Origin of the sequence: Methylobacterium cerastii (assembly GCF_022179125.1) — a bacterium.
In the GTDB taxonomy this organism is placed as follows: domain Bacteria; phylum Pseudomonadota; class Alphaproteobacteria; order Rhizobiales; family Beijerinckiaceae; genus Methylobacterium; species Methylobacterium cerastii.
The window spans coordinates 1-19,776 of the sequence record NZ_BPQG01000070.1 but is presented as its reverse complement, the minus strand read 5'-3'; the positions used below and the strand labels follow the sequence as shown (position 1 = coordinate 19,776).

Below are 19,776 nucleotides of genomic sequence, written 5' to 3'. Positions count from 1 at the left end.
CGGGTCTCGATCACGTCCATCGCACGCTCTCCGATGGTACTGCGCCCAGCGCCCGACCGCGCCGCCGCTCACGCCACGGCGTCCGCCTCGGACGCATCGAGCGGGCTTCCAGGCATTCCTCATGGCTGTCAAGACGCGAGGACCTTTCGCGGCTCCAGCGCGCCCGCTACGGAATCCCGATCATCTTGTGCGTCTGGAGCGAGAGCCGCCAGCGCGCATCCGCCCGGCAATAGGCGACCGCCGCGCCGGTGTTGGCGACCCGGTCCGGGCCGTCCATCGGCTGAAGCCAGCGATGGCGGAAGTCGAGGTCGGCGACGGTTTCCGGCGCGAGGCCGGCCTGCGGGAAGACCAGCTTCAACTCGTCGCCGTGCCGCTGCACCAGGGGGGCGCCGGCCTTGGGGCTGACGCAGATCCAATCGATCCCCTCGGGCGCCGCCAGCGTTCCGTTGGTCTCCACCGCGATGGCGAAGCCGCGGGCGTGGACCGCCGCGATCAGGGCGGGATCGAGCTGCAGCAGCGGCTCGCCGCCGGTGAAGACGACGTAGTGCCCGTGCGGGCCGCCCTCCCAGGTCTGCGCGATCCGGTCTGCCAGGTCGTCGGCGGTGGCGAACTTGCCCCCGCCCTCGCCGTCGGTGCCGACGAAGGCGGTGTCGCAGAACCGGCAGACCGCCTCGGCCCGGTCGTCCTCGCGGCCGGACCACAGGTTGCAGCCGGCGAACCGGCAGAACACGGACGCCCGCCCGGCCTGCGCACCCTCGCCCTGAAGCGTGTGGAAGAGTTCCTTGACCGCGTACGCCATCGCCCCGCCGTGCCCGCGCGCCGTCGGCGCGGCCCCCGTCCCGTTCCAAAAGGTCGTCGAGCGACAGCACATAGGCGTCCGCGTGCCGCAACGCCACATCGGTGTCCCAAGGCGCGAAGCTCAGCCATGGGCCTGCCGAGACGCTGAGGCTCCGCCATGCTCTTGCCACGGTGCCCGCGTTGAACGGCCGGCGATCCATGGGCCCTTGTTCGCAGCCGCGAGAGGGACGGCACCGGGCCCGGTGCCGGCGCGGCGTTCCATTGCTTTGAGTCGGGGTCGATGTCGAACCGTTTTCTGAGGCGCCTCTCCCTGGGGCTCGCCACGCTCGCCGGCCTCCTCGGTGCGCAGGCGGCCGACGCCGTGACCGCACCCGTGCTCGTGGTGGAGGTCGATTCCGGCAAGGTGCTCTACGCGCAAGGGGCGACCGACCCCTGGTACCCGGCCTCGATCACCAAGCTGATGACCACCTACGTCGCCCTCGACCTGGTGCGGCAGGGCAAAGTCTCGCTCGATTCGATGATCACGATCTCGGCCGCCGCCGCCGCCGAGCCGCCCTCGAAGATGGGCTTCAAGCCGGGCACGCAGCTCACCCTCGACAACGCTTTGAAGATCATCATGGTCAAGTCGGCCAACGACGTGGCCTTCGCGATCGGCGAGACGCTCGGCGGCACGGTCGACGGCTTCGCCGACATGATGAACGAGACCGCGCGCAAGATCGGCATGCGCGAGAGCCGCTGGTACAACCCGAACGGCCTGCCCGATCCCCGGCAATGGACCTCGGCCCGCGACATGGCGGTGCTCGGCCGCGCGCTGCTGCGCGACTTCCCCGATTCGCACGACCTGTTCTCGATCTCGGCGATCCAGTTCGGCCGCTCGGTGATGGCCAACCACAACGGCCTGCTCGGGCGCTATGCCGGCGTCGACGGGATGAAGACCGGCTTCATCTGCGCGGGCGGCTTCAACGTGGTGGCGAGCGCCAACCGCAACGGCCGGCGCATCCTCACCATCGTGATGGGCAGCCCGAGCGCGCGCGAGCGCGACCTCAAGGCCGCCGACCTGTTCGATTACGGCTTCGGCCAGTCCGCCGGCTGGACCGCGCAGACCCTCGACGCGATGCCGGCCTCGTCGATCGGCGCGCCGCCCGACATGCGGCCCTACATCTGCGACCGCAAGAAGCCGATGCCGATCGACGAAGGCCCGGGCGCCATCGCCGGCGCGGCCGACAGCGCCGGCGCGCAGTTCCTTGGGGCCGCCGGCCTGTCCTCGTCCGCGCTGACCTTGGCGACGCTGAACGGCGCGGCCGCGCGGAACCGCACCCTGCCGCCGCGCGCGCCGCTGCAGCCGATCCTGGTCTGGATCGGTCGCGACCCGGCCGAGGGGCAGATCATGCTCAACGAGCAGGCCGAGGCGGAGAAGGCCGCCGCCGCCTCGAGCCGCACCGCGAAGCTCGAGGCCGCCAAGGCCAAGCGCGAGGCGGCGCTGGAGGCGGCCAAGCAGAAGCGGGCCGCGGCCCTGGAGGCCAAGGCGCAGGCCAAGTCAGAGGCCAAGTCGCAGGGGAAGGCGAAGCCTGCCGTCGCCGGCGGCGTGCCCCGCTCGGCCAGCGCCTACACCGCGGTGGACGCGTCCGGCATGCCGGAGGCCAAGCATACGCCGGCCCACACCAAGCCGGCGACGACGGCGACCCAGAAGGGCGGCAAACCTGCGCCGGCCAAGCCGACATCTGCCAAGGTGACGCCCGCCAAGCCGACGGCGAAGGCCAAGCCCGGCGGGGCAAAGTCCGCTGCGAAGTCGTCCGCTACGAAGTCGTCCGCTGCGAAGTCCGCTGCGACCGCGGACGAGTGATCGGCCTCAGCGATTGAGCCCGCCGCCCGGCCGCGCTAGGCCGGACGCATGACCGACGCCCCCCGCCGACCGGACCCGATCCCGCTCACCGTGCTCACCGGCTTCCTCGGAGCCGGCAAGACCACGCTGCTCAACCGGATGCTGCGGGACCCGGCGCTCGCCGACACCGTCGTCATCGTCAACGAGTTCGGCGAGATCGGGCTCGACCACCTGCTGATCGAGGGCGTCACCGAGGACATGGTCCTCCTCGGCGCCGGCTGCCTGTGCTGCACCGTGCGCGGCGACCTGATCACGACGCTGGAAGACCTGCTGCGCAAGCGCGACAACGGCCGGATCACGCCGTTCCGCCGGGTGGTGATCGAGACCACCGGGCTCGCCGACCCGGCGCCGATCCTGCACGCGCTGATCTACCATCCCTATCTCGTGATGCGGTACCGGCTCCAAGGCGTCGTCACCGTCGTCGACGCCGTCAACGGGTCCGCGACGCTGGACGACCACCCGGAAGCGATGCGGCAGGCCGCGGTGGCCGACCGGATCGTGCTCGCGAAAGCCGATCTGGCCGGGGACACCGCGGCGCTGCGGGCGCGTCTGGCCGCCCTCAACCCGTCCGCGCCGATCGACCCGCCCGACGTGCCGGCGGCGACGCTGCTCGGCGGCTTCTTCGGCCTCGACGGCAAGGCCGCCGACGTGCGCGCCTGGCTCGGCGCGGTGCCCGAGACGGACGGGCACGCCCACGACGTGAACCGGCACGACGCGGCGATCCGCGCCTTCTCGCTGACCAGCGACGCGCCGGTGCCGCGCCCGGCGTTCGAGATGTTCTTGGATCTGCTGCGCGGCGGGCACGGCCCGAAGCTCCTGCGGCTCAAGGGCCTCGTCGCGATCGCCGACGACCCCGACCGGCCGGTGGTGGTCCACGGCGTCCAGCACGTGGTGCACGCCCCCGTCACCCTGCCGGCCTGGCCCGACGACGACCGCACCTCACGCCTGGTGCTGATCGTCCGCGACCTCGATCCGGCCTTCGTCGTCAGCCTCTGGGACGCCTTCCTCGGCCGCCCGCGGATCGATGCGCCGGATGCGGCGGCGCTGACGAACAACCCGCTGGCGATTCCCGGCGGCTGATACGGCCTCCGCGCAATCGAAGCGGAGGCTGTGTCAGGCAAGCCCGCGCGGCGCTTGAGCGAAGCCCAAATCCGCCATCCCGAAAGGATCGACCAGATTTGGTATGACGGAGCCCGCGGCACCATCCTTGAAACCAGCCTGTCGAAGGGCGCCCGAGGGGGCCCGAACGTCCCGGATCGGGACGATTTGTAGCCAAGGCGGGACGCAGGTGCCATGACGCACGGCTTCACGGTGATCCAGGGCGGACAGGCCCAGCCCGACGCGGCGGTGGACGTCCACCCGGTTTCGACCGGCACCGAGGCGGCCACCGAAGGTTGGCGGGTGGACCTGCGCCGCGCCGGCACCGTCGACGACGGCGCGGTCGCCGCCTGGCGGGCGCTGATGACGCGCAACGCGATCACCGATCCGCGGGTCGACCCGGATTACCTGCTGAGCGCGGCCCGGCATCAGTCCGGCGGCCGGGCCATCGCCTTCGCCCTGGCCTGGGACCGGGACGGGAGCGGCCGCGAGGCATTGCGCGGCGTGATGCCGATGGCGATGCCGCATGCGATCTGGGGGCGGGCGCGGGCCGAGCTGTGGCAGCCGCCGAGCCTTCCGCACCCGGCCGCCGCCCTGATCGACGGCCCGCGGACGGACGCGGTCGAGGCCGCGATCCGCGGGCGGCTCGCCGGCCTTCGGCGGCCCCTGCGGCTCGCCGCGCCGTCCCGCCTGCCGTCGCGCGGCGAGGCCCTCCGCCCGGCCCTCGCCGCCCGCGCCGACGGGCGCCGGACGGTTCCGGCCGATTGCGTCGTCGGCATCCTGTCCGCCGAGGACGCGGCGGCCGACGTCGAACACGTCTCCGACTCGGCCCTGATCCCGGCTGCGGTCGAGGAATTCCTGGCGCTCGATGCGCGCCACGCGGCGCGCCCGATCATCGCCGACCCGTCGGAGGCGTCGATGGTGCGGGTGGTGACGCGCCTGTTCGGGCGCCGCGGGCAGATGCGGATCGAGCTCGCCCGCCGCGCCGGCGAGCTGGTCGCCGGCACGCTCCACCTCGGCGCGGGCGCCCGGGCGGTGGTCTGGCGCCGCGCGGCCCGGGCCTGATAGGCCGCCGCGCGATCAAGCGGAGGCCGTATCGGGCAAGCCCGCGCGGCGCTCGAGCGAAGCCCAGATCCGCCACCCCGAAGGGATCGACGGGATTTAAGTTTGATCCGCTACTCGTCCTCGCCGAACTTGTTGGCGAGCAGGGCTTCGATCGCATCGAGGCAGGCCTCGGCGTCGGCGCCGACGGCGGTGACCGTCACGTGGGTGCCCTGCGCCGCGCCAAGCGTCAGCAGGCCCATGATCGAGCGGCCGCCCACGGTCTCCCCGGCGCGCGTGACGGTGACCTGCGCGTCGAAGCGCTCGACGGTCTGGACGAACTTGGCCGAGGCCCGCGCATGCAGGCCGCGCCGGTTGATGATCGGCAGGCGCCGCAGGAAGCCGCCCTCCGGAACGGTCGGGGGCTCGTCGTCCGGCTCGAAGAGGTCGTCCATCCGCCGGCGCGCTTCCCTGTCCGTCGCCGCGCCGTGGGCAGCGCGAGCCTGTTCCGGCACGCGCACGGCGCGGCCGTCACCGTGCGTAACGGGTCGGCGGTCGGGACGGCAAGATCGGGGGGAAGACTATTTGCCGGCGAGCACGCGCGAGGCGACGTTGATGTACTTGCGGCCGGCTTCCTGGGCGTGAAGCACCGCGTCGCCGAGCGATTCCGCGTCGCGCACGCTGGCGAGCTTGATCAGCATCGGCAGGTTGATGCCCGCCACCACCTCGACGGCGCCGCCGTTCATGCAGGACAGGGCCAGGTTCGACGGCGTGCCGCCGAACATGTCGGTGAGCACGACGACGCCCGTGCCGGTGTCGACGCGGCCGACCGCGGACATGATGTCCCGCCGCCGCAGCTCCATATCGTCTTCCGGCCCGATCGTGATGGTCTCGATCTGCTTCTGAGGGCCGACCACGTGCTCCAGCGCTGCCCGGAATTCGGTCGCGAGCAGTCCGTGGGTGACGAGCACCATGCCAATCATCGACACGTATTCCGGTGTCCTGTGAACGAGTCCGCCAATTTGTGCATTGCACGCACAGGCTCAAGGCGTCGCGACGTTTTGATCGCCCGTCGTCCCAATCATGCCACGCCTGCCGCACCCGCGCTACGGGGTGCGGGCGCCTCGCCGCAACGAGGCGGCGTGTGCGACTGCGAAGACACGCCGGGCGTCGCCGCGAGCAGCTTCGCGACGACGAGCCCCGGCGCGAGGCCGGCATCCCGCGCCGCCCGGTCGATCCGCAGGCAGGGGAGGGCGACGCCGACGATCGCGACCTCCGGCTCCCGCGGTTCGGGAAGGCGCGGCCCGGGCGCCACGAGGTCGACGACGAGGCGCAGGATGCAGGCCGGGACGTGGTCCACCGCGACGATCCCGTGGCCGCGGACCTCGATCAGACCGGCGATGGCCGGGTGCGGGCGCGCCACCACGTGCCCGTGACGGGCTTCGACGCGGACCCGGTCGTCGCCGACCAGCGCCGCGAAGCCGCCCTGATGGGTGCACCGCTCGATCAGCGCCAGGGCGAGGCTCGACTTGCCGGCCCGCGATTCGCCCCGGATCAGCACGCCCGCCTCGCCGACGACGACGCAGGTGGCGTGGACGGTTTCGCGTAGGTCGGCGGCAGGAGCAGCTGGGAAGCCCGGCCGGCCTCGTCGGCTTGTCGGGTCAGGCATCGTCGAACGCCGTCATGGCAAGGTCGTGACCGGCGCGCCGCGTTTCGCGCGATCCGTCCGGTTCGGGCGCGCCGACAGGCGTGAACCTGGTCGCTCCGAGGGGGGAGGGGCGTGCCCTCTCAGGACATGTCACGCCCCTCATCCTGTCCTTCTCCCCCTGGGAGAAGGGACCCGCGCTTTTGCCGGAGCATTTGGTAGAGAGGCGGAGCGGTCGCCCTCGGTCGGACCGTTGCCGCGCCACCCCCGTCACGCCGCCGACATCTGCCGCGGGGCCGCCGGGATGCGCACGATGAAGCGGGCGCCGCGGACCGTCGGCTCGCCGTCCTCGTCGGCCGGGCCGGGGCGGTTCTCGGCGCGGATCGAGCCGCGATGCGCCTGGACGATCTGGCGGGAGATCGAGAGGCCGAGGCCCGAGTTCTGGCCGAAGCCCTGCTCGGGGCGGTCGGTGTAGAAGCGCTCGAAGATCCGCTCCAGGGCGTGCTCGGGGATGCCCGGCCCCTCGTCCTCGCAGATCAGCTCGATGTCGCCGCGCACCCGCCGCAGGGCGACGCGGACCTTCGCCTCCGTCGGCGAGAACGAGCGGGCGTTGTCGAGGAGGTTGTTGACCACCTGGCCCAGGCGGCTGTCGTGCCCGATAATCGCGAACGGCGCGTCCTGGTCGCCGGCGGGCGCGTCGACGTCGAGCTGGATCACGCAGTCCTTCGGGCGCTTGCGCTCGTTGGCCACCGAGACGACCGTGGACAGGAGCTTGCGCAGGTCGACCCGTCGCGCCTCGGCGCGGGCGAGCTCGGCATCGAGCCGCGAGGCGTCGGCGATGTCGCTGATCAGGCGGTCGAGGCGCTTCACGTCGTGCTGGATGATCGCCATCAGGCGGCTGCGCGAATCGTCGTTGCGGGCGAGCGGCAGGGTTTCGACCGCGCTGCGGAGCGAAGTCAGCGGGTTCTTCAGCTCGTGGCTGACGTCGGCGGCGAAGCTCTCGATCGCGTCGATGCGCCGGTAGAGCGCCTGGGTCATGTCCCGCAGGGCGCCGGAGAGGTGGCCGATCTCGTCGGTGCGGCTGGTGAAGTCGGGGATCTCCTCGCGGGTCTTGATCCCCATCCGCACCTTCTCGGCGGCCTCCGCCAGGCGCCGCACCGGCCCGGCGATGGCGCCGGCCAGCAGGATCGAGAGCACCACCATCACCATCGCGGCGACGAGGAAGACCTGGAACAGGCCGAAGCGCTCCGAGGCGATGACCCGGTCGATCGCGTCCCCTTGCGTCGAGAGCAGCAGCGCGCCGCGCACCGCCCCCGAGCGCTGGATCGGCACGGCGACCGAGACCGTGGTCTCGCCGAGCTCGTTGCGGCGCACGAGGCTGCCGCGGGCACCGTTCAGCGCGGTCTGGACCTCGCGCAGCGAATGGCCGTTCGTCGGCCCGACCTCCTCCTGCGGCTTCACCCGCTCGCCGAACAGGCCGAAGCTCCAGGCCTGCGCGACCTCGAAGGCCCGCTCGAGCAGGGAGCGCTTGCGGACCTGCGCGGTGCCGGCCCCGCCCTCGGGCCGGTTGAACAGCGAGCGCGTGTCGAACAGCAGGCCGCCCTCGCTGTCGAACACCCGCGCGCGGTTGCCGGTCGGGGTGACGAGCCGGCGCAGCAGCGGCGCCACCTGCTCCGGGTTGAGCGAGAAGGCCAGCGGCGAGGATTCCTCCTCGGTGCCGTTGCCCTCGCCGGCCTGCTGCTGGAGCAGCTTGTCGGGGTCGATGCGGATCGTCCCGGTGTCGACCGAGGCGGACGAGGCGATGGCGCCGGCGATGATGTCGCCCTGGATCGCCAGGCTCTGGACGCGGGCCTGGATCAGCCCCTGCCGGAACTGGTTGAGGTACAGGAACCCGACGAGCAGCGCGATCAGCCCGACGAGGTTGAGCACCACGATGCGGCGGGTCAGGCTCGACGAGGCCCGCTGTCCGATCGCATCCCAGGAGGCCCGCGGCCATGCGAGCGGGCCGCGGCGCGGCTCTTCATCGGTCTGCGACGTCACGACGGTCCGGTCTTCGACGGGGAATCGAGGGAAGCGAGGCGGGCGAAACGCGATCCCGAGGCGTCTCACGCATCGGGATCGGCCCCCCGCGACGGCGGGGCGGCGGTCGTCCGCCGGACCTCATGGGTGAGAACCCATGAGGCAGTGTGGAAGGCCTTCAGCCTTCCTTGAAGCGGTAGCCGACGCCGTAGAGCGTCTCGATCATGTCGAAGCTGGTGTCGGTCACCTTGAACTTCTTGCGCAGCCGCTTGATGTGGCTGTCGATCGTGCGGTCGTCGACGTAGACCTGGTCGTCGTAGGCCGCGTCCATCAGCGCGTTGCGGCTCTTCACGACGCCCGGGCGGTGGGCGAGCGCCTGGAGGATCAGGAACTCGGTGACCGTCAGGGTCACCGGCTCGCCCTTCCAGGTGCAGGTGTGGCGCTCCGGGTCCATCATCAGCGAGCCGCGCTCCAGCGAGCGGGCGGCGGCGTCGGCCTCGCGGGCGGCGGCGCCCGGCCCGTCCTTCGGGGCGAAGCGGCGCAGCACCGCCTTCACCCGCTCGACCAGCAGGCGCTGCGAGAACGGCTTATGGATGAAGTCGTCGGCGCCCATCTTGAGGCCGAACAATTCGTCGATCTCCTCGTCCTTCGAGGTGAGGAAGATCACCGGAAGGTCCGATTTCTGCCGCAGGCGCCTGAGAAGCTCCATCCCGTCCATGCGCGGCATCTTGATGTCGAAGATCGCGAGGTCGGGGGGCGAGTGCTTGAGCCCGTCGAGCGCCGAGGCGCCGTCGGTGTAGGTCTGGATCCGGTATCCTTCGGTCTCCAGCGCGATCGACACCGAGGTGAGGATGTTTCGGTCGTCGTCGACGAGGGCGATGGTCGGCATGCGCGTTCCTTGACTGACGGGGCGGTCGCGGGCGCGTGGCGGTGGCCCGCGTCGCCGCCTCCGGCCCCGGACGGGGCAGGCAAAAACGCGAACGCGACGACGAGTCGTATGACCGTGTCCGTTTCGCGCGGACGGTCTGTCGCTTTAAGCCGAAGTTTCGAAAAAAGCGAGCGGCCATGGTAGCTTGGCCGTATCCGGGCGATGCGCCGCGTCTCGCCCGTCTCGTCGGCGGTCGCGATTTCGCCCTATGATGCGGTCGGCGCGGCGTTTTTCGTTTCCGCCGCTTCCGGGGAGCGAGGGGCGCGATGGCTGAGACATCCGACGGCGTGGGCGGGACCGAATCGGGGGGGGCGCGTGGTCCGGCGCGGCCGCTTCCGGCGGCGCAGGCCCCGTTCGACGCGATCGGCCTGTCGCGGCGCCTGCTGCGCAGCATCCGCTCCGGCGCCCTGGCGACGCTCGATTCCGACGGCACGCCGTTCGCCTCGCTGACGACCATCGCCACCGACGTCGACGGCACGCCCCTGATGCTGCTGTCGCAGCTCTCGGCCCACACCCGCAACCTGCTCGCCGACCCGCGCTGCTCGCTGCTGTTCTCGGCCGGCGGCAAGGGCGACCCGCTCGCCCACCCGCGGCTGACCGTCGTCGGGCGGGCGGTGCGGACCGACGAGCCCCGCGTGCGGGCGCGCTTCCTCGCCCGGCACCCGAAGGCCGCGCTCTACGCCGACTTCCCGGATTTCGGATTCTTCGCGCTGGAGCCGACGGCCGGCCACCTCAACGGGGGCTTCGCCAAGGCGGCGACGTTGACGAAGGCCGAGCTGCTGCTGGATCTCGCGGGCGCCGAGGCGATCGTGGCCGGCGAGAGCGGCGCGATCGAGCACATGAACGCCGACCACGCCGACGCGCTGGCGCTCTACGCCGCCTCGGAGGGGGCGGCCGCGTGGCGCCTCACCGGGCTCGACCCGGAGGGGATGGACCTGCTCGCCGCCGACCGGACCGCGCGGGTGACCTTCCCGGAGCGAGTCGGCGACATGGGCGCGTTGCGAAAGGTCCTCGTGGTCATGGCCGCCGAGGCTCGGGCGAAGGACGAGGCGCCGCGAGCCTGAGCGGCCGGACGTCGGTCCGCGAAACCGCGGGCCGACGTGAAGCGGAGGTCTCAGGCCTCTTCGGTGGCCGGCTTCTCGGCCTCGGAATCCTCGGATTCGGTCTCGGACTCCGTCGCCTCGGAGGTCTCCGCCTCGGGCTGGGCCTCGGCGCCGACCGGCGGCCGGGTGTTGCGGCGGCGGCTCCAGCCCGGGGTCGCGCGCGGCGCGCCGCGGGTCACTTCCTCGTTGCCTTCGAGCACGCGCTTCACGCGGGCGTTGAAGTCCGACATCGAGATGCTGGGCGAACGCCCGTTGGGGGGAGTGCGAGCCATCTTGGGCCTTCCGCTTCGGAGCCCAAAGCACGGGATTGCGCGGAGGGTATGCCCTCTAGATAGGGCCGAACGCCCAAAATCCGAAGGGCCGTGGGGCCGGACAGGCCCATTCGGTCTCCGTCACCGAGGGATTCGCCCCGCGACGCCGCCCGCGCTTGGCGCTCCCCCCTGCGGCTGCTATCCCCCCGGGACGACCGACACCGCCTCCTCACATCAGACGGCGCGCGACGACGGCCCTCCGGTCGGCCGCACGCGCGCCGGAGATCCGCATCGATGACGACCACGCCGATCGACAACATCCGCAACTTCTCGATCGTCGCGCATATCGACCACGGCAAGTCGACGCTCGCCGACCGCCTGATCCAGACGACGGGCACCGTGGCGCTGCGCGACATGAGCGAGCAGATGCTCGATTCGATGGACATCGAGAAGGAGCGCGGCATCACCATCAAGGCGCAGACCGTGCGCCTGGAATACAAGGCCGAGGACGGCAAGAACTACGTCCTCAACCTGATGGACACGCCCGGCCACGTCGACTTCGCCTACGAAGTGTCCCGCTCGCTCGCCGCCTGCGAGGGCTCGCTGCTGGTGGTGGATGCGAGCCAGGGCGTCGAGGCGCAGACGCTGGCCAACGTCTACCAGGCGCTCGACGCCAACCACGAGATCGTGCCCGTCCTCAACAAGATCGACCTGCCGGCCGCCGAGCCCGAGCGCATCCGCGCCCAGATCGAGGAGGTGATCGGCATCGACGCGTCCGAGGCCGTGGCGATCTCGGCCAAAAGCGGGCTGAACATCGAGGCGGTGCTGGAAGCCATCGTCAAGCGCCTGCCGCCGCCGAAGGGCGACCGCGACGCGCCCCTGAAGGCGCTGCTGGTGGATAGCTGGTACGACGTCTACCTCGGCGTCGTCGTGCTGGTGCGCATCGTCGACGGCGTGCTCAAGAAGGGCATGAACATCCGCATGATGCGGGCCGACGCGGTGCACGGCGTCGACAAGATCGGCGTGTTCCGACCGAAGATGGCCGACATCGGCGAGCTCGGCCCCGGCGAGGTCGGCTTCTTCACGGGCTCGATCAAGGAGGTCGCCGACACCCGCGTCGGCGACACGCTGACCGAGGACAAGCGCCCGTGCAAGGAGATGCTGCCGGGCTTCAAGGACGTGCAGTCGGTGGTGTTCTGCGGGCTCTTCCCCGTGGATGCGGCCGAATTCGAGACCCTGCGCAGCGCGATGAGCAAGCTCCGGCTCAACGACGCCTCGTTCTCCTACGAGATGGAGACCTCGGCCGCCCTCGGCTTCGGCTTCCGCTGCGGCTTCCTCGGGCTGCTGCACCTCGAGATCATCCAGGAGCGGCTTGAGCGCGAGTTCAACCTCGACCTGATCTCGACGGCGCCCTCCGTGGTCTACCGCCTGCAGATGACCGACGGCACGGTGAAGGAGCTGCACAACCCGGCCGACATGCCCGACGTGATGAAGATCACGGCGATCGAGGAGCCGTGGATCCGCGCCACCATCCTCACCCCCGACGAGCATCTCGGCGGCGTGCTGAAGCTGTGCCAGGACCGGCGCGGATCGCAGGTGGACCTCAACTACGTCGGAAAACGCGCCATGGTCGTCTACGACCTGCCGCTGAACGAGGTGGTGTTCGACTTCTACGACCGCCTCAAGTCGATCTCGAAGGGCTACGCCTCGTTCGACTACCACATCTCCGACTACCGCGAGGGTGACCTCGTGAAGATGTCGATCCTCGTCAACGCCGAGCCGGTCGACGCGCTCTCGATGCTGGTCCACCGCACCCGCGCCGAGCATCGCGGCCGCGCCATGTGCGAGAAGCTGAAGGACCTGATCCCGCGCCACCTGTTCCAGATCCCGGTCCAGGCGGCGTTGGGCGGCAAGATCATCGCCCGCGAAACGATCAAGGCCCTGTCCAAGGACGTGACCGCCAAGTGCTACGGCGGCGACATCTCGCGCAAGCGCAAGCTCCTGGACAAGCAGAAGGAAGGCAAGAAGAAGATGCGCCAGTTCGGGCGCGTCGAGATTCCGCAGGAGGCGTTCATCGCCGCGCTGAAGATGGACGATTGAGCTTTTCGGCTCCCTCGGGTTGACTAGCGGGCCTGTTCGAATCGGTGGCGGCTTGGCCTTCGATCGTGATGCGGAACGACGGTGGCATGCGATGCAGCGCAGCGACGTGATCGCCAGACTCACCGAGCGGGCCGGGCATCTTCAGAATTCCGGCATTCTCGCGCTCTACCTCTTCGGCTCCGTCGCCCGGGACGAGGCCGGCCTCGATGGCGACGTCGACCTGTTCGTCGACCCGCAATACGACCGGTTCGGCTTCGTCGAATTGTTCAGGACGGAAGCCTACCTCGCGCAGGCGCTCGGGTGCCGGGTCGACTTGACGACGCGGGAAGGCCTACACCCTCAATTGCGGGCAGAGATCGAGCGCGAGGCCATCCAGGTCCTGTGATGAAGCGGTCGGCGATTGCACGCCTCACGGATATCCTGACGATGAGCGACGCGGCTGCGGACATCGTCGCGGGACGAACGTTCGCCGATTATCGCATGGACCTGGTGATGCGCCTCGCCGTCGAACGACGTGTCGAGATCGTATCGGAAGCGAGCCGACACGTGCCGCCGGATGCGAAGACACGCTTTCCGGCCGTACCATGGTCCGAGATCGCCGCCGTCGGCAACAAGCTCCGGCACGAGTAAATTCGCATCGACGACCTCATCCTATGGAAGATCGCGACGGTGTCGCTGCCCGAGCTTCGCCCGATCATCGCGGCGATCCCGAGCGAGGCGTCGGCCGGCTGAGTGGCGCTGCGCTCGACGCCTGCCATCGGCTCAATGCCGTAGCGAGAGCGACATCCCTCACCGGCCCCGATCCGCGAGCCGGAACCGCGCCGCACCGCAAAAAGTTCGCCCTCCAAATCCACGGAGCCGAACGTATGCGGATCACCACCGTCGCCGACCACGTCGTCGATACCCTGCAGGAGGCCGGCGTCCGGCGCATCTACGGGGTCGTCGGCGACAGCCTGAACGCGATCACCGAGGCGATCCGGGCGCGCGGCGTGATCGAGTGGATCCACGTCCGCCACGAGGAATCCGGCGCGTTCGCGGCCGGCGCCGAGAGCCAGGTCACCGGGCAGCTCGCGGTCTGCGCCGGCTCGTGCGGCCCCGGCCACGTCCACCTGATCAACGGCCTCTACGATTGCCATCGCTCGCGCACGCCGGTCCTGGCTTTGGTGGCGCACATCCCGTCGGCCGAGATCGGCTCGGGCTACTTCCAGGAGACGCACCCGACCGAGCTGTTCCGCGGCTGCAGCCACTATTGCGAGCAGGTCTCCGATCCCGCCCAGCTCCCCTACGTGCTGGAGAACGCCATGCGCGCCGCGATCGGGCAGCGCGGCGTCGCGGTGGTCGTCATCCCCGGCGACGTCGCGCTGAAGGACGCGCCGGCCCGCGCCGTGGCGACGAAGGCCGGCCTCGTGCCGCCGAAGCCCGTGGTGCAGCCGGCCGAGGCCGATCTGACGGCGCTGGCCGAGCTTCTGAACGGCTCCCGCAAGATCACGCTGCTCTGCGGTCGCGGCTGCGCCGGGGCGCATGCCGAGCTGCTGCAGCTCGCCGAGGCCCTGAAGAGCCCGATCGTCCACGCACTCGGCGGCAAGGAGTTCGTCGAATACGACAACCCCTACGACGTCGGCATGACCGGGCTGATCGGGTTCTCGTCCGGCTACGCGGCGATGGTCGGCTGCGAGACGCTGCTGATGCTCGGCACCGGCTTTCCCTACAAGCAGTTCTACCCGAAGGACGCGAAGGTGGCGCAGGTCGATCTGCGCCCGGAAGAGCTCGGGCGCCGCTGCCGGCTCGACCTCGGCCTCGTCGGCGACGTCGGCGCCACGATCCGCGCGCTGCGGCCGTTGCTCGCGGTGAAGGCCGACCGCGCCTGGCTCGACGGCAGCCTCAAGCACTACGCCAAGGCGCGCGAAGGGCTCGACGAGTTGGCGACGGGCAAGCCCGGCCGCAAGCCGATCCACCCGCAATACCTCACCAAGCTCCTGAGCGACGCGGCCTCCGACGACGCGGTGTTCACCGCCGACGTCGGCACGCCGACGATCTGGGCGGCGCGCTACCTCAAGATGAACGGGAAGCGCCGGCTGCTCGGATCCTGGGTCCACGGCTCGATGGCCAACGCCATGGTCCAGGGCATCGGCATCCAGGCCGCCTCGCCCCGGCGCGAGGTGATCGCGCTGTGCGGCGACGGCGGCTTCAGCATGCTGATGGGCGACTTCCTGACGCTGCGCCAGCACCGGCTGCCCGTGAAGGTGGTGGTGTTCAACAACGGCTCGCTCGGCTTCGTCGAGATGGAGATGAAGGCCGCAGGCTACCTCGAGACCGGCGTCGCGCTCGACAACCCGGACTTCGCCGCGATGTCGCGGGCGGCCGGCATCTTCGCGATTCGGGTCGAGGATCCTGGTGAACTCGAAGGCGCGATCCGCGAGTTCCTGGCCTTCGACGGGCCGTCGCTGCTCGACGTGGCGGTGGCCCGCAACGAGCTCTCGATCCCGCCCAAGATCGACGGCCAGCAGGTGAAGGGCTTCAGCCTCTACATGCTGCGTGCGGTGATGAGCGGACGCGGTGACGCGGTCCTCGACCTCGCCAAGACCAACCTCATTCGATAGACCGGATTGAAATCGTTCCAAGGCGGCGCTTCGCGGCTTCGAAGGAACATCAGGGAGGGCGCATGGCCCGGCAACGGAACATCTGGCGCCTCGCGCGCCGCCCGGTCGGGGCCGTCGCCGAGGGCGACCTCGCCTACGGCGCCGAGGCTCTGCCCGAGCTGCAGCAAGGCCAGTTCCTGCTGCAGGTGCTGTACCTGTCGCTCGATCCGACCAACCGCATCTGGATGAGCGACGCCGAGCAGTACATGCCGCCGGTCGCGATCGGCGAGCCGATGCGCGGCCTCGTGGCCGGGCGCGTGATCGAGAGCCGGAAGGACGGCGTCGAGCCCGGCGCGCTCTATTCCGGCATGGGCGTCTGGGCCGACCACATGGTCACCGACGGGCAGGGCCTGCAGCCCCTGGCCCTGCCGCCGGGCGTGCCGCTCTCCCTCGCCTTCGGCGTGTTCGGCCTCGTCGGCCCGACGGCGTATTTCGGCCTGCTCGACATCGGCCGCCCGAAGGCCGGCGAGACCCTGGTGGTCTCGGCCGCCGCCGGCGGCGTCGGCCAGGTCGTCGGTCAGATCGGCAAGATCAAGGGCTGCCGGGTGATCGGCATCGCCGGCGGACCGGACAAGTGCCGGTTCGTCGTCGACGAGCTCGGGTTCGACGCGGCGATCGACTATCGCAGCGAGGATGTCGGCGCCCGCCTCGACGCCCTGGCGCCCGACGGCGTCGACATCAACTTCGAGCAGGTCGGCGGCCCGATCTCGGACGCGGTGTTCGCGCGGATGCGGCTGTTCGGGCGGATGCCGCTGTGCGGCCTGATCGCCTCCTACAACGACACGTCCAAAGACTCTTCGGAGCGCCCGGGTCCGGCCGTCGCGGCGGCGTGGCGCCAGATGCTGATGCGGCGGCTCACCGTGCAGGGCTTCATCGTCACCGACTACGCCGCGCGCTGGGGCGAGGCGGTGCAGGCGCTGGGCGGCTGGATGGCGGAAGGCCGGATCAAGACCCGGCAGGACGTGCGGCCCGACCTCGCGCGGGCGGTGGAACACCTCGACAGCCTCTACACCGGCGGCAACTTCGGCAAGCTGCTGGTCCAGGTGGGCGCCTCGGAAGACGGCGCCTGACGGCGTGGGCGAACGGCCCGGCGGAACGGCTCAGGGAAACGGGATAGGACCATGCGGATCGGACTGTTCGTCCCCTGTTACGTCGACGCCTTCGAGCCGGAGGTCGGCATCGCCACCCTCGAGTTGCTCGAGCGCCTCGGCCTCGAGGTGGAATACCCGTTCGACCAGACCTGCTGCGGCCAGCCGATGACCAACACCGGCTGCCACGCGGAAGCCGCCGCCACCGAAGCCCTGTTCGTCAAGAATTTCGCCAAGTTCGACTACGTCGTCGCGCCCTCGGGCAGCTGCGTCCACCAGGTGCGCGAGCATCTGACGGCGATTCCCCAGACCGAAGAAGTCGTCGGCGTTCGCCGAAAGACCTTCGAGCTGGTCGAGTTCCTGCACGACGTGCTGAAGATCGAGGAATTCCCCTGGGCGTCGTTCCCGCACAAGGTCGCCTACCATGCCAACTGCAACGCGCTGCGCGGCATCCACCACGCCCGGCCGTCCGAGATCAACCTGCCATACTATTCGAAGCCCCTCGACCTGCTGGCCAAGGTGAAGGGCATCGAGGTCGTCAAGCTGACGCGGCCCGACGAGTGCTGTGGCTTCGGCGGCACCTTCTCGGTGTTCGAGCCCGCCGTCTCGGCCAAGATGGGCTACGACAAGGTGACCGACCAGGCGCGCGCCGGGGCCGCGTACGTCGTCTCGGCCGATTCCTCGTGCCTGATGCACCAGAAGGGCTGCGCCGAGCGCCTCGGCGTGCCGCTGAAGTACATCCACATCGCGCAGGTCCTGAACGGAGCCGCCGCATGAGCATCGAAGACCTTACGCCCCGCGAGACGGATGGCACGCCCCGCGAGAGCGCCGGCATGATCCACCCGGAGGTGCGCGCGCCCGGCGACGAGAGCGAGCGCCACCAGGATGGCGGCCGCCTCCAGCACGCGGAGGCCGCCTCGAAGCCGATCGCAGCGCCGAAGACGCGCGAACAACAGCCACGCGGGGCCAAGATCCGCGGCAACCGGCCGATCGACCAGGGCGAGGCCGCCGAGCGCTTCCTCGCCGCGCCGCTGCATCAGGCGGCGCACGACGAGCGCCTGTGGGACCTGCGCAAGAAGCGCGACGTGTCGGCCCACGGCATCCCCGAATGGGAGGAGCTTCGCGAGATCGCCTCGAACATCAAGGCGCACACGCTGAGCCGGCTCGACACCTACCTCGAGCAGTTCGAGGCGGCGGCCAAGGCCAACGGCGTCCACGTGCACTGGGCCTCGGACGGCGCGGACCACAACCGCATCGTGCTCGAGATCCTGCGCAGCCACGGCGCGAAGACCCTGGTGAAGTCGAAGTCGATGCTCACCGAGGAGTGCGGCTTCCGCCACCACATGGCGGCGAGCGGGATCGAGATCATCGAGACCGACCTCGGCGAGCGCATCCAGCAGCTCGACAACGAGGAGCCGAGCCACATCGTGGCGCCGGCCGTGCACAAGACGCGGATGGACGTCGCCGAGGTTTTTGCGCGCACGCTCGGCACCGACCCCGAGAACGACGACGCGCACTACCTGGCCGAAAGCCAGCGCGAGACCACGCGGCCCTACATCCTCAACGCGGATGCGGGGATGACCGGGTGCAACTTCGCCATCGCCGAGACCGGCACGGTGGTCACCTGCACCAACGAGGGCAACGCCGACCTGTCGGGCAACGTGCCGCCGCTGCAGATCCACTCGATCGGCATCGAGAAGGTCATCCCGCGGATCGAAGACCTCGGCGTGTTCATCCGCCTGCTGTCGCGCTCGGCGCTGGGCTCGCCGATCACCCAGTACACCTCGCACTTCCGTGGTCCGCGGCCCGGCACCGAGATGCATTACGTGCTGGTCGACAACGGCCGCTCCGAACGCCTCGGGATGGAGGAGTTCTGGACCTCGCTGAAATGCATCCGCTGCGGCGCCTGCATGAACACCTGCCCGGTCTACCGGCGCTCGGGCGGGCTCTCCTACGGGGCGACCTATGCCGGGCCGATCGGGCTGATCATCGACCCGACCTTCAACAAGCGGAAATACTCGACGCTGCCATTCTCCTCGACCATGAACGGCTCCTGCACCAACGTCTGCCCGGTGAAGATCAACATCCACGAGCAGATCTTCGCCTGGCGCAAGGTTCTGGCCGAGGAGCACCAGATCCCGCTCTTGAAGCAGGGCATGATGAAGGCCGCCGGCGCCGTGCTGAGCCGCCCGGCCGCCTACCGCGCGGCGATCGGCACGGCGGATTCGGCTTTGCGCGCCCTGCCGCGCTTCGCCGTCTACAACCCGCTCAACACCTGGGGGAAGAAGCGCGAGATGCCCGAGGCCCCCAAGCAGAGTTTTCACGCCTGGTACAAGCAGAACCGCATGGCGGGTGCATCCAAGAAGGACGTCGCCTCGAAGAAGGACGTGTCGTGAGCGCCGGCACCCGCGAGGCGACGCTGGCCGCGATCCGCCGCAACCGGCCGGCCGGCGACTATCCGCTGCCGCAAATCCCGGACTTCGCGCCGCTGGTCGACGACGACCGCATCCTGGCCTTCACCGAGGCGCTGAAGCGCATGGGCGGCCGGGTGGTCGAGGCCGGCCCCGCCGGCGATCCGCTCGGCCACGTGCGCGACCGCCTGGATGCGGCCAAGGTCGTCGCTTCCGCCGTGCCGGAACACGCGGGCACCCTCGACCTCGCCGCCGTCACCCGGCCGCAGGCGGTGGACGACGTCGACGTGGCGATCGTGCGCGCCCGCTTCGGGGTGGCCGAGACCGGATCGGTGCTGTTCACCGAGGCCGAGCTCGTGGTGAACGCGGTGGCCTACCTCGCCCAGCACCTCGTGGTCCTGCTCGACCCCGCCGACGTCGTCGTGAACATCCAGGCCGCCTACAAGCGCCCGGACTTCGCCGGCGCGGCCTACGCCGTGCTGCATACCGGGCCGTCGGCGACCGCCGACATTGAAGGCGTGCTCATCCACGGGGCGCAAGGCGTGCGCTCGCTGACGGTGGTGCTCCTGCCGCGCCGGGTGTGATCGAACGTTGCACCCTGGTCCGACGACTGCGATCGACCGCGTCGCGGTGGCTCGACAGGCCTCGGATGCAGTCTACCCACGCGACACGGAAGACTGAACCCGCCGGCCAGAGCATTTTCAAGCGAGCTGGATGCCGGCTTGCGTGAAGGAAATGCGACCACACAGTAGGTTATACCAATCCTCACTGAT

The 19,776-nt window shown here is 70.3% G+C and carries 19 protein-coding genes; 12 read left to right on the top strand and 7 right to left on the bottom strand.

The features are described 5' to 3' along the window. Positions 1–166: 166 nt before the first annotated feature. Positions 167–799 (bottom strand): 7-carboxy-7-deazaguanine synthase, encoded by a 633-nt coding sequence (queE, locus tag MFF13_RS20765; RefSeq protein WP_147829004.1) that lies wholly within the window; start codon positions 797–799, stop codon positions 167–169. Positions 800–1,078: 279 nt separating this feature from the next. Between queE and MFF13_RS20760 the strand changes: the two genes are divergently transcribed. The 3 genes from MFF13_RS20760 (at position 1,079) to MFF13_RS20750 (ending at position 4,843) form a co-directional block, all read left to right on the top strand. Beyond that, a complete protein-coding gene (locus MFF13_RS20760; protein WP_147829006.1) occupies positions 1,079–2,641 on the top strand; it encodes a D-alanyl-D-alanine carboxypeptidase family protein in 1,563 nt (520 codons plus the stop codon). A 48-nt stretch (positions 2,642–2,689) separates the two neighbouring features. Next, positions 2,690–3,760, top strand: a complete 1,071-nt coding sequence (locus MFF13_RS20755) for a CobW family GTP-binding protein (protein WP_147829008.1) — start codon at positions 2,690–2,692, stop codon at positions 3,758–3,760. Between the two features lie 213 nt (positions 3,761–3,973). Further along, positions 3,974–4,843 (top strand): hypothetical protein, encoded by an 870-nt coding sequence (locus tag MFF13_RS20750; protein ID WP_147829010.1) that lies wholly within the window; start codon positions 3,974–3,976, stop codon positions 4,841–4,843. Between the two features lie 110 nt (positions 4,844–4,953). Here the strand turns inward: MFF13_RS20750 and MFF13_RS20745 are convergent, their stop codons facing one another. The 5 genes from MFF13_RS20745 to MFF13_RS20725 all read right to left on the bottom strand — a co-directional run bounded on the left by MFF13_RS20745 (position 4,954) and on the right by MFF13_RS20725 (position 9,372). After that, positions 4,954–5,274, bottom strand: coding sequence for an HPr family phosphocarrier protein (locus tag MFF13_RS20745; RefSeq protein WP_147751899.1), 321 nt, complete (start codon positions 5,272–5,274; stop codon positions 4,954–4,956). A gap of 126 nt (positions 5,275–5,400) precedes the next feature. Then, positions 5,401–5,802 (bottom strand): PTS sugar transporter subunit IIA, encoded by a 402-nt coding sequence (locus tag MFF13_RS20740; RefSeq protein ID WP_147751901.1) that lies wholly within the window; start codon positions 5,800–5,802, stop codon positions 5,401–5,403. Positions 5,803–5,900: 98 nt separating this feature from the next. Continuing rightward, on the bottom strand, positions 5,901–6,488 hold the full coding sequence (locus MFF13_RS20735) for an HPr kinase/phosphorylase (RefSeq protein WP_147829012.1): 588 nt from the start codon (positions 6,486–6,488) through the stop codon (positions 5,901–5,903). 246 nt (positions 6,489–6,734) lie between these two features. Beyond that, positions 6,735–8,504: a sensor histidine kinase gene (locus MFF13_RS20730; protein WP_187273633.1), complete on the bottom strand. Its 1,770-nt coding sequence runs from the start codon at positions 8,502–8,504 to the stop codon at positions 6,735–6,737. Between the two features lie 157 nt (positions 8,505–8,661). Beyond that, a complete protein-coding gene (locus MFF13_RS20725) occupies positions 8,662–9,372 on the bottom strand; it encodes a response regulator transcription factor (protein ID WP_147751897.1) in 711 nt (236 codons plus the stop codon). A gap of 305 nt (positions 9,373–9,677) precedes the next feature. Between MFF13_RS20725 and MFF13_RS20720 the strand changes: the two genes are divergently transcribed. Continuing rightward, positions 9,678–10,475: a HugZ family pyridoxamine 5'-phosphate oxidase gene (locus MFF13_RS20720; RefSeq protein WP_147829014.1), complete on the top strand. Its 798-nt coding sequence runs from the start codon at positions 9,678–9,680 to the stop codon at positions 10,473–10,475. Between the two features lie 50 nt (positions 10,476–10,525). Here MFF13_RS20720 and MFF13_RS20715 read toward each other — a convergent pair whose 3' ends face one another. Beyond that, positions 10,526–10,786 carry a hypothetical protein gene (locus MFF13_RS20715; RefSeq protein ID WP_147762313.1) on the bottom strand — a complete coding sequence of 87 codons (261 nt, stop codon included), beginning with the start codon at positions 10,784–10,786 and terminating at the stop codon, positions 10,526–10,528. 273 nt (positions 10,787–11,059) lie between these two features. On the opposite strand from MFF13_RS20715, the gene lepA reads away from it, so the two are divergent. From lepA to MFF13_RS20675, 8 genes are all read left to right on the top strand, one after another. Next, the gene (lepA, locus tag MFF13_RS20710; RefSeq protein WP_147751894.1) at positions 11,060–12,865 is read left to right on the top strand and encodes a translation elongation factor 4; all 1,806 of its coding nucleotides are present in this window, start codon (positions 11,060–11,062) and stop codon (positions 12,863–12,865) included. Between the two features lie 91 nt (positions 12,866–12,956). Continuing rightward, positions 12,957–13,250, top strand: a complete 294-nt coding sequence (locus tag MFF13_RS20705; RefSeq protein ID WP_147762312.1) for a nucleotidyltransferase family protein — start codon at positions 12,957–12,959, stop codon at positions 13,248–13,250. Further along, positions 13,250–13,495: a HepT-like ribonuclease domain-containing protein gene (locus tag MFF13_RS20700; RefSeq protein WP_147813327.1), complete on the top strand. Its 246-nt coding sequence runs from the start codon at positions 13,250–13,252 to the stop codon at positions 13,493–13,495. The genes MFF13_RS20705 and MFF13_RS20700 overlap by 1 nt, the downstream gene beginning before the upstream one ends. A gap of 236 nt (positions 13,496–13,731) precedes the next feature. Then, positions 13,732–15,465, top strand: coding sequence for a ubiquinone-dependent pyruvate dehydrogenase (gene poxB / locus MFF13_RS20695; RefSeq protein WP_238272855.1), 1,734 nt, complete (start codon positions 13,732–13,734; stop codon positions 15,463–15,465). 62 nt (positions 15,466–15,527) lie between these two features. Beyond that, the gene (locus MFF13_RS20690) at positions 15,528–16,574 is read left to right on the top strand and encodes an NADP-dependent oxidoreductase (protein ID WP_147829020.1); all 1,047 of its coding nucleotides are present in this window, start codon (positions 15,528–15,530) and stop codon (positions 16,572–16,574) included. A gap of 51 nt (positions 16,575–16,625) precedes the next feature. Then, complete coding sequence (locus MFF13_RS20685; RefSeq protein WP_147751889.1) at positions 16,626–17,369, top strand: (Fe-S)-binding protein; 744 nt, start codon at positions 16,626–16,628, stop codon at positions 17,367–17,369. After that, a complete protein-coding gene (locus MFF13_RS20680; RefSeq protein ID WP_147829022.1) occupies positions 17,366–18,988 on the top strand; it encodes a lactate utilization protein B in 1,623 nt (540 codons plus the stop codon). Before MFF13_RS20685 ends, MFF13_RS20680 begins: the two co-directional genes overlap by 4 nt. Then, positions 18,985–19,587 carry a LutC/YkgG family protein gene (locus tag MFF13_RS20675; RefSeq protein ID WP_187273634.1) on the top strand — a complete coding sequence of 201 codons (603 nt, stop codon included), beginning with the start codon at positions 18,985–18,987 and terminating at the stop codon, positions 19,585–19,587. Before MFF13_RS20680 ends, MFF13_RS20675 begins: the two co-directional genes overlap by 4 nt. Positions 19,588–19,776 lie beyond the last annotated feature (189 nt).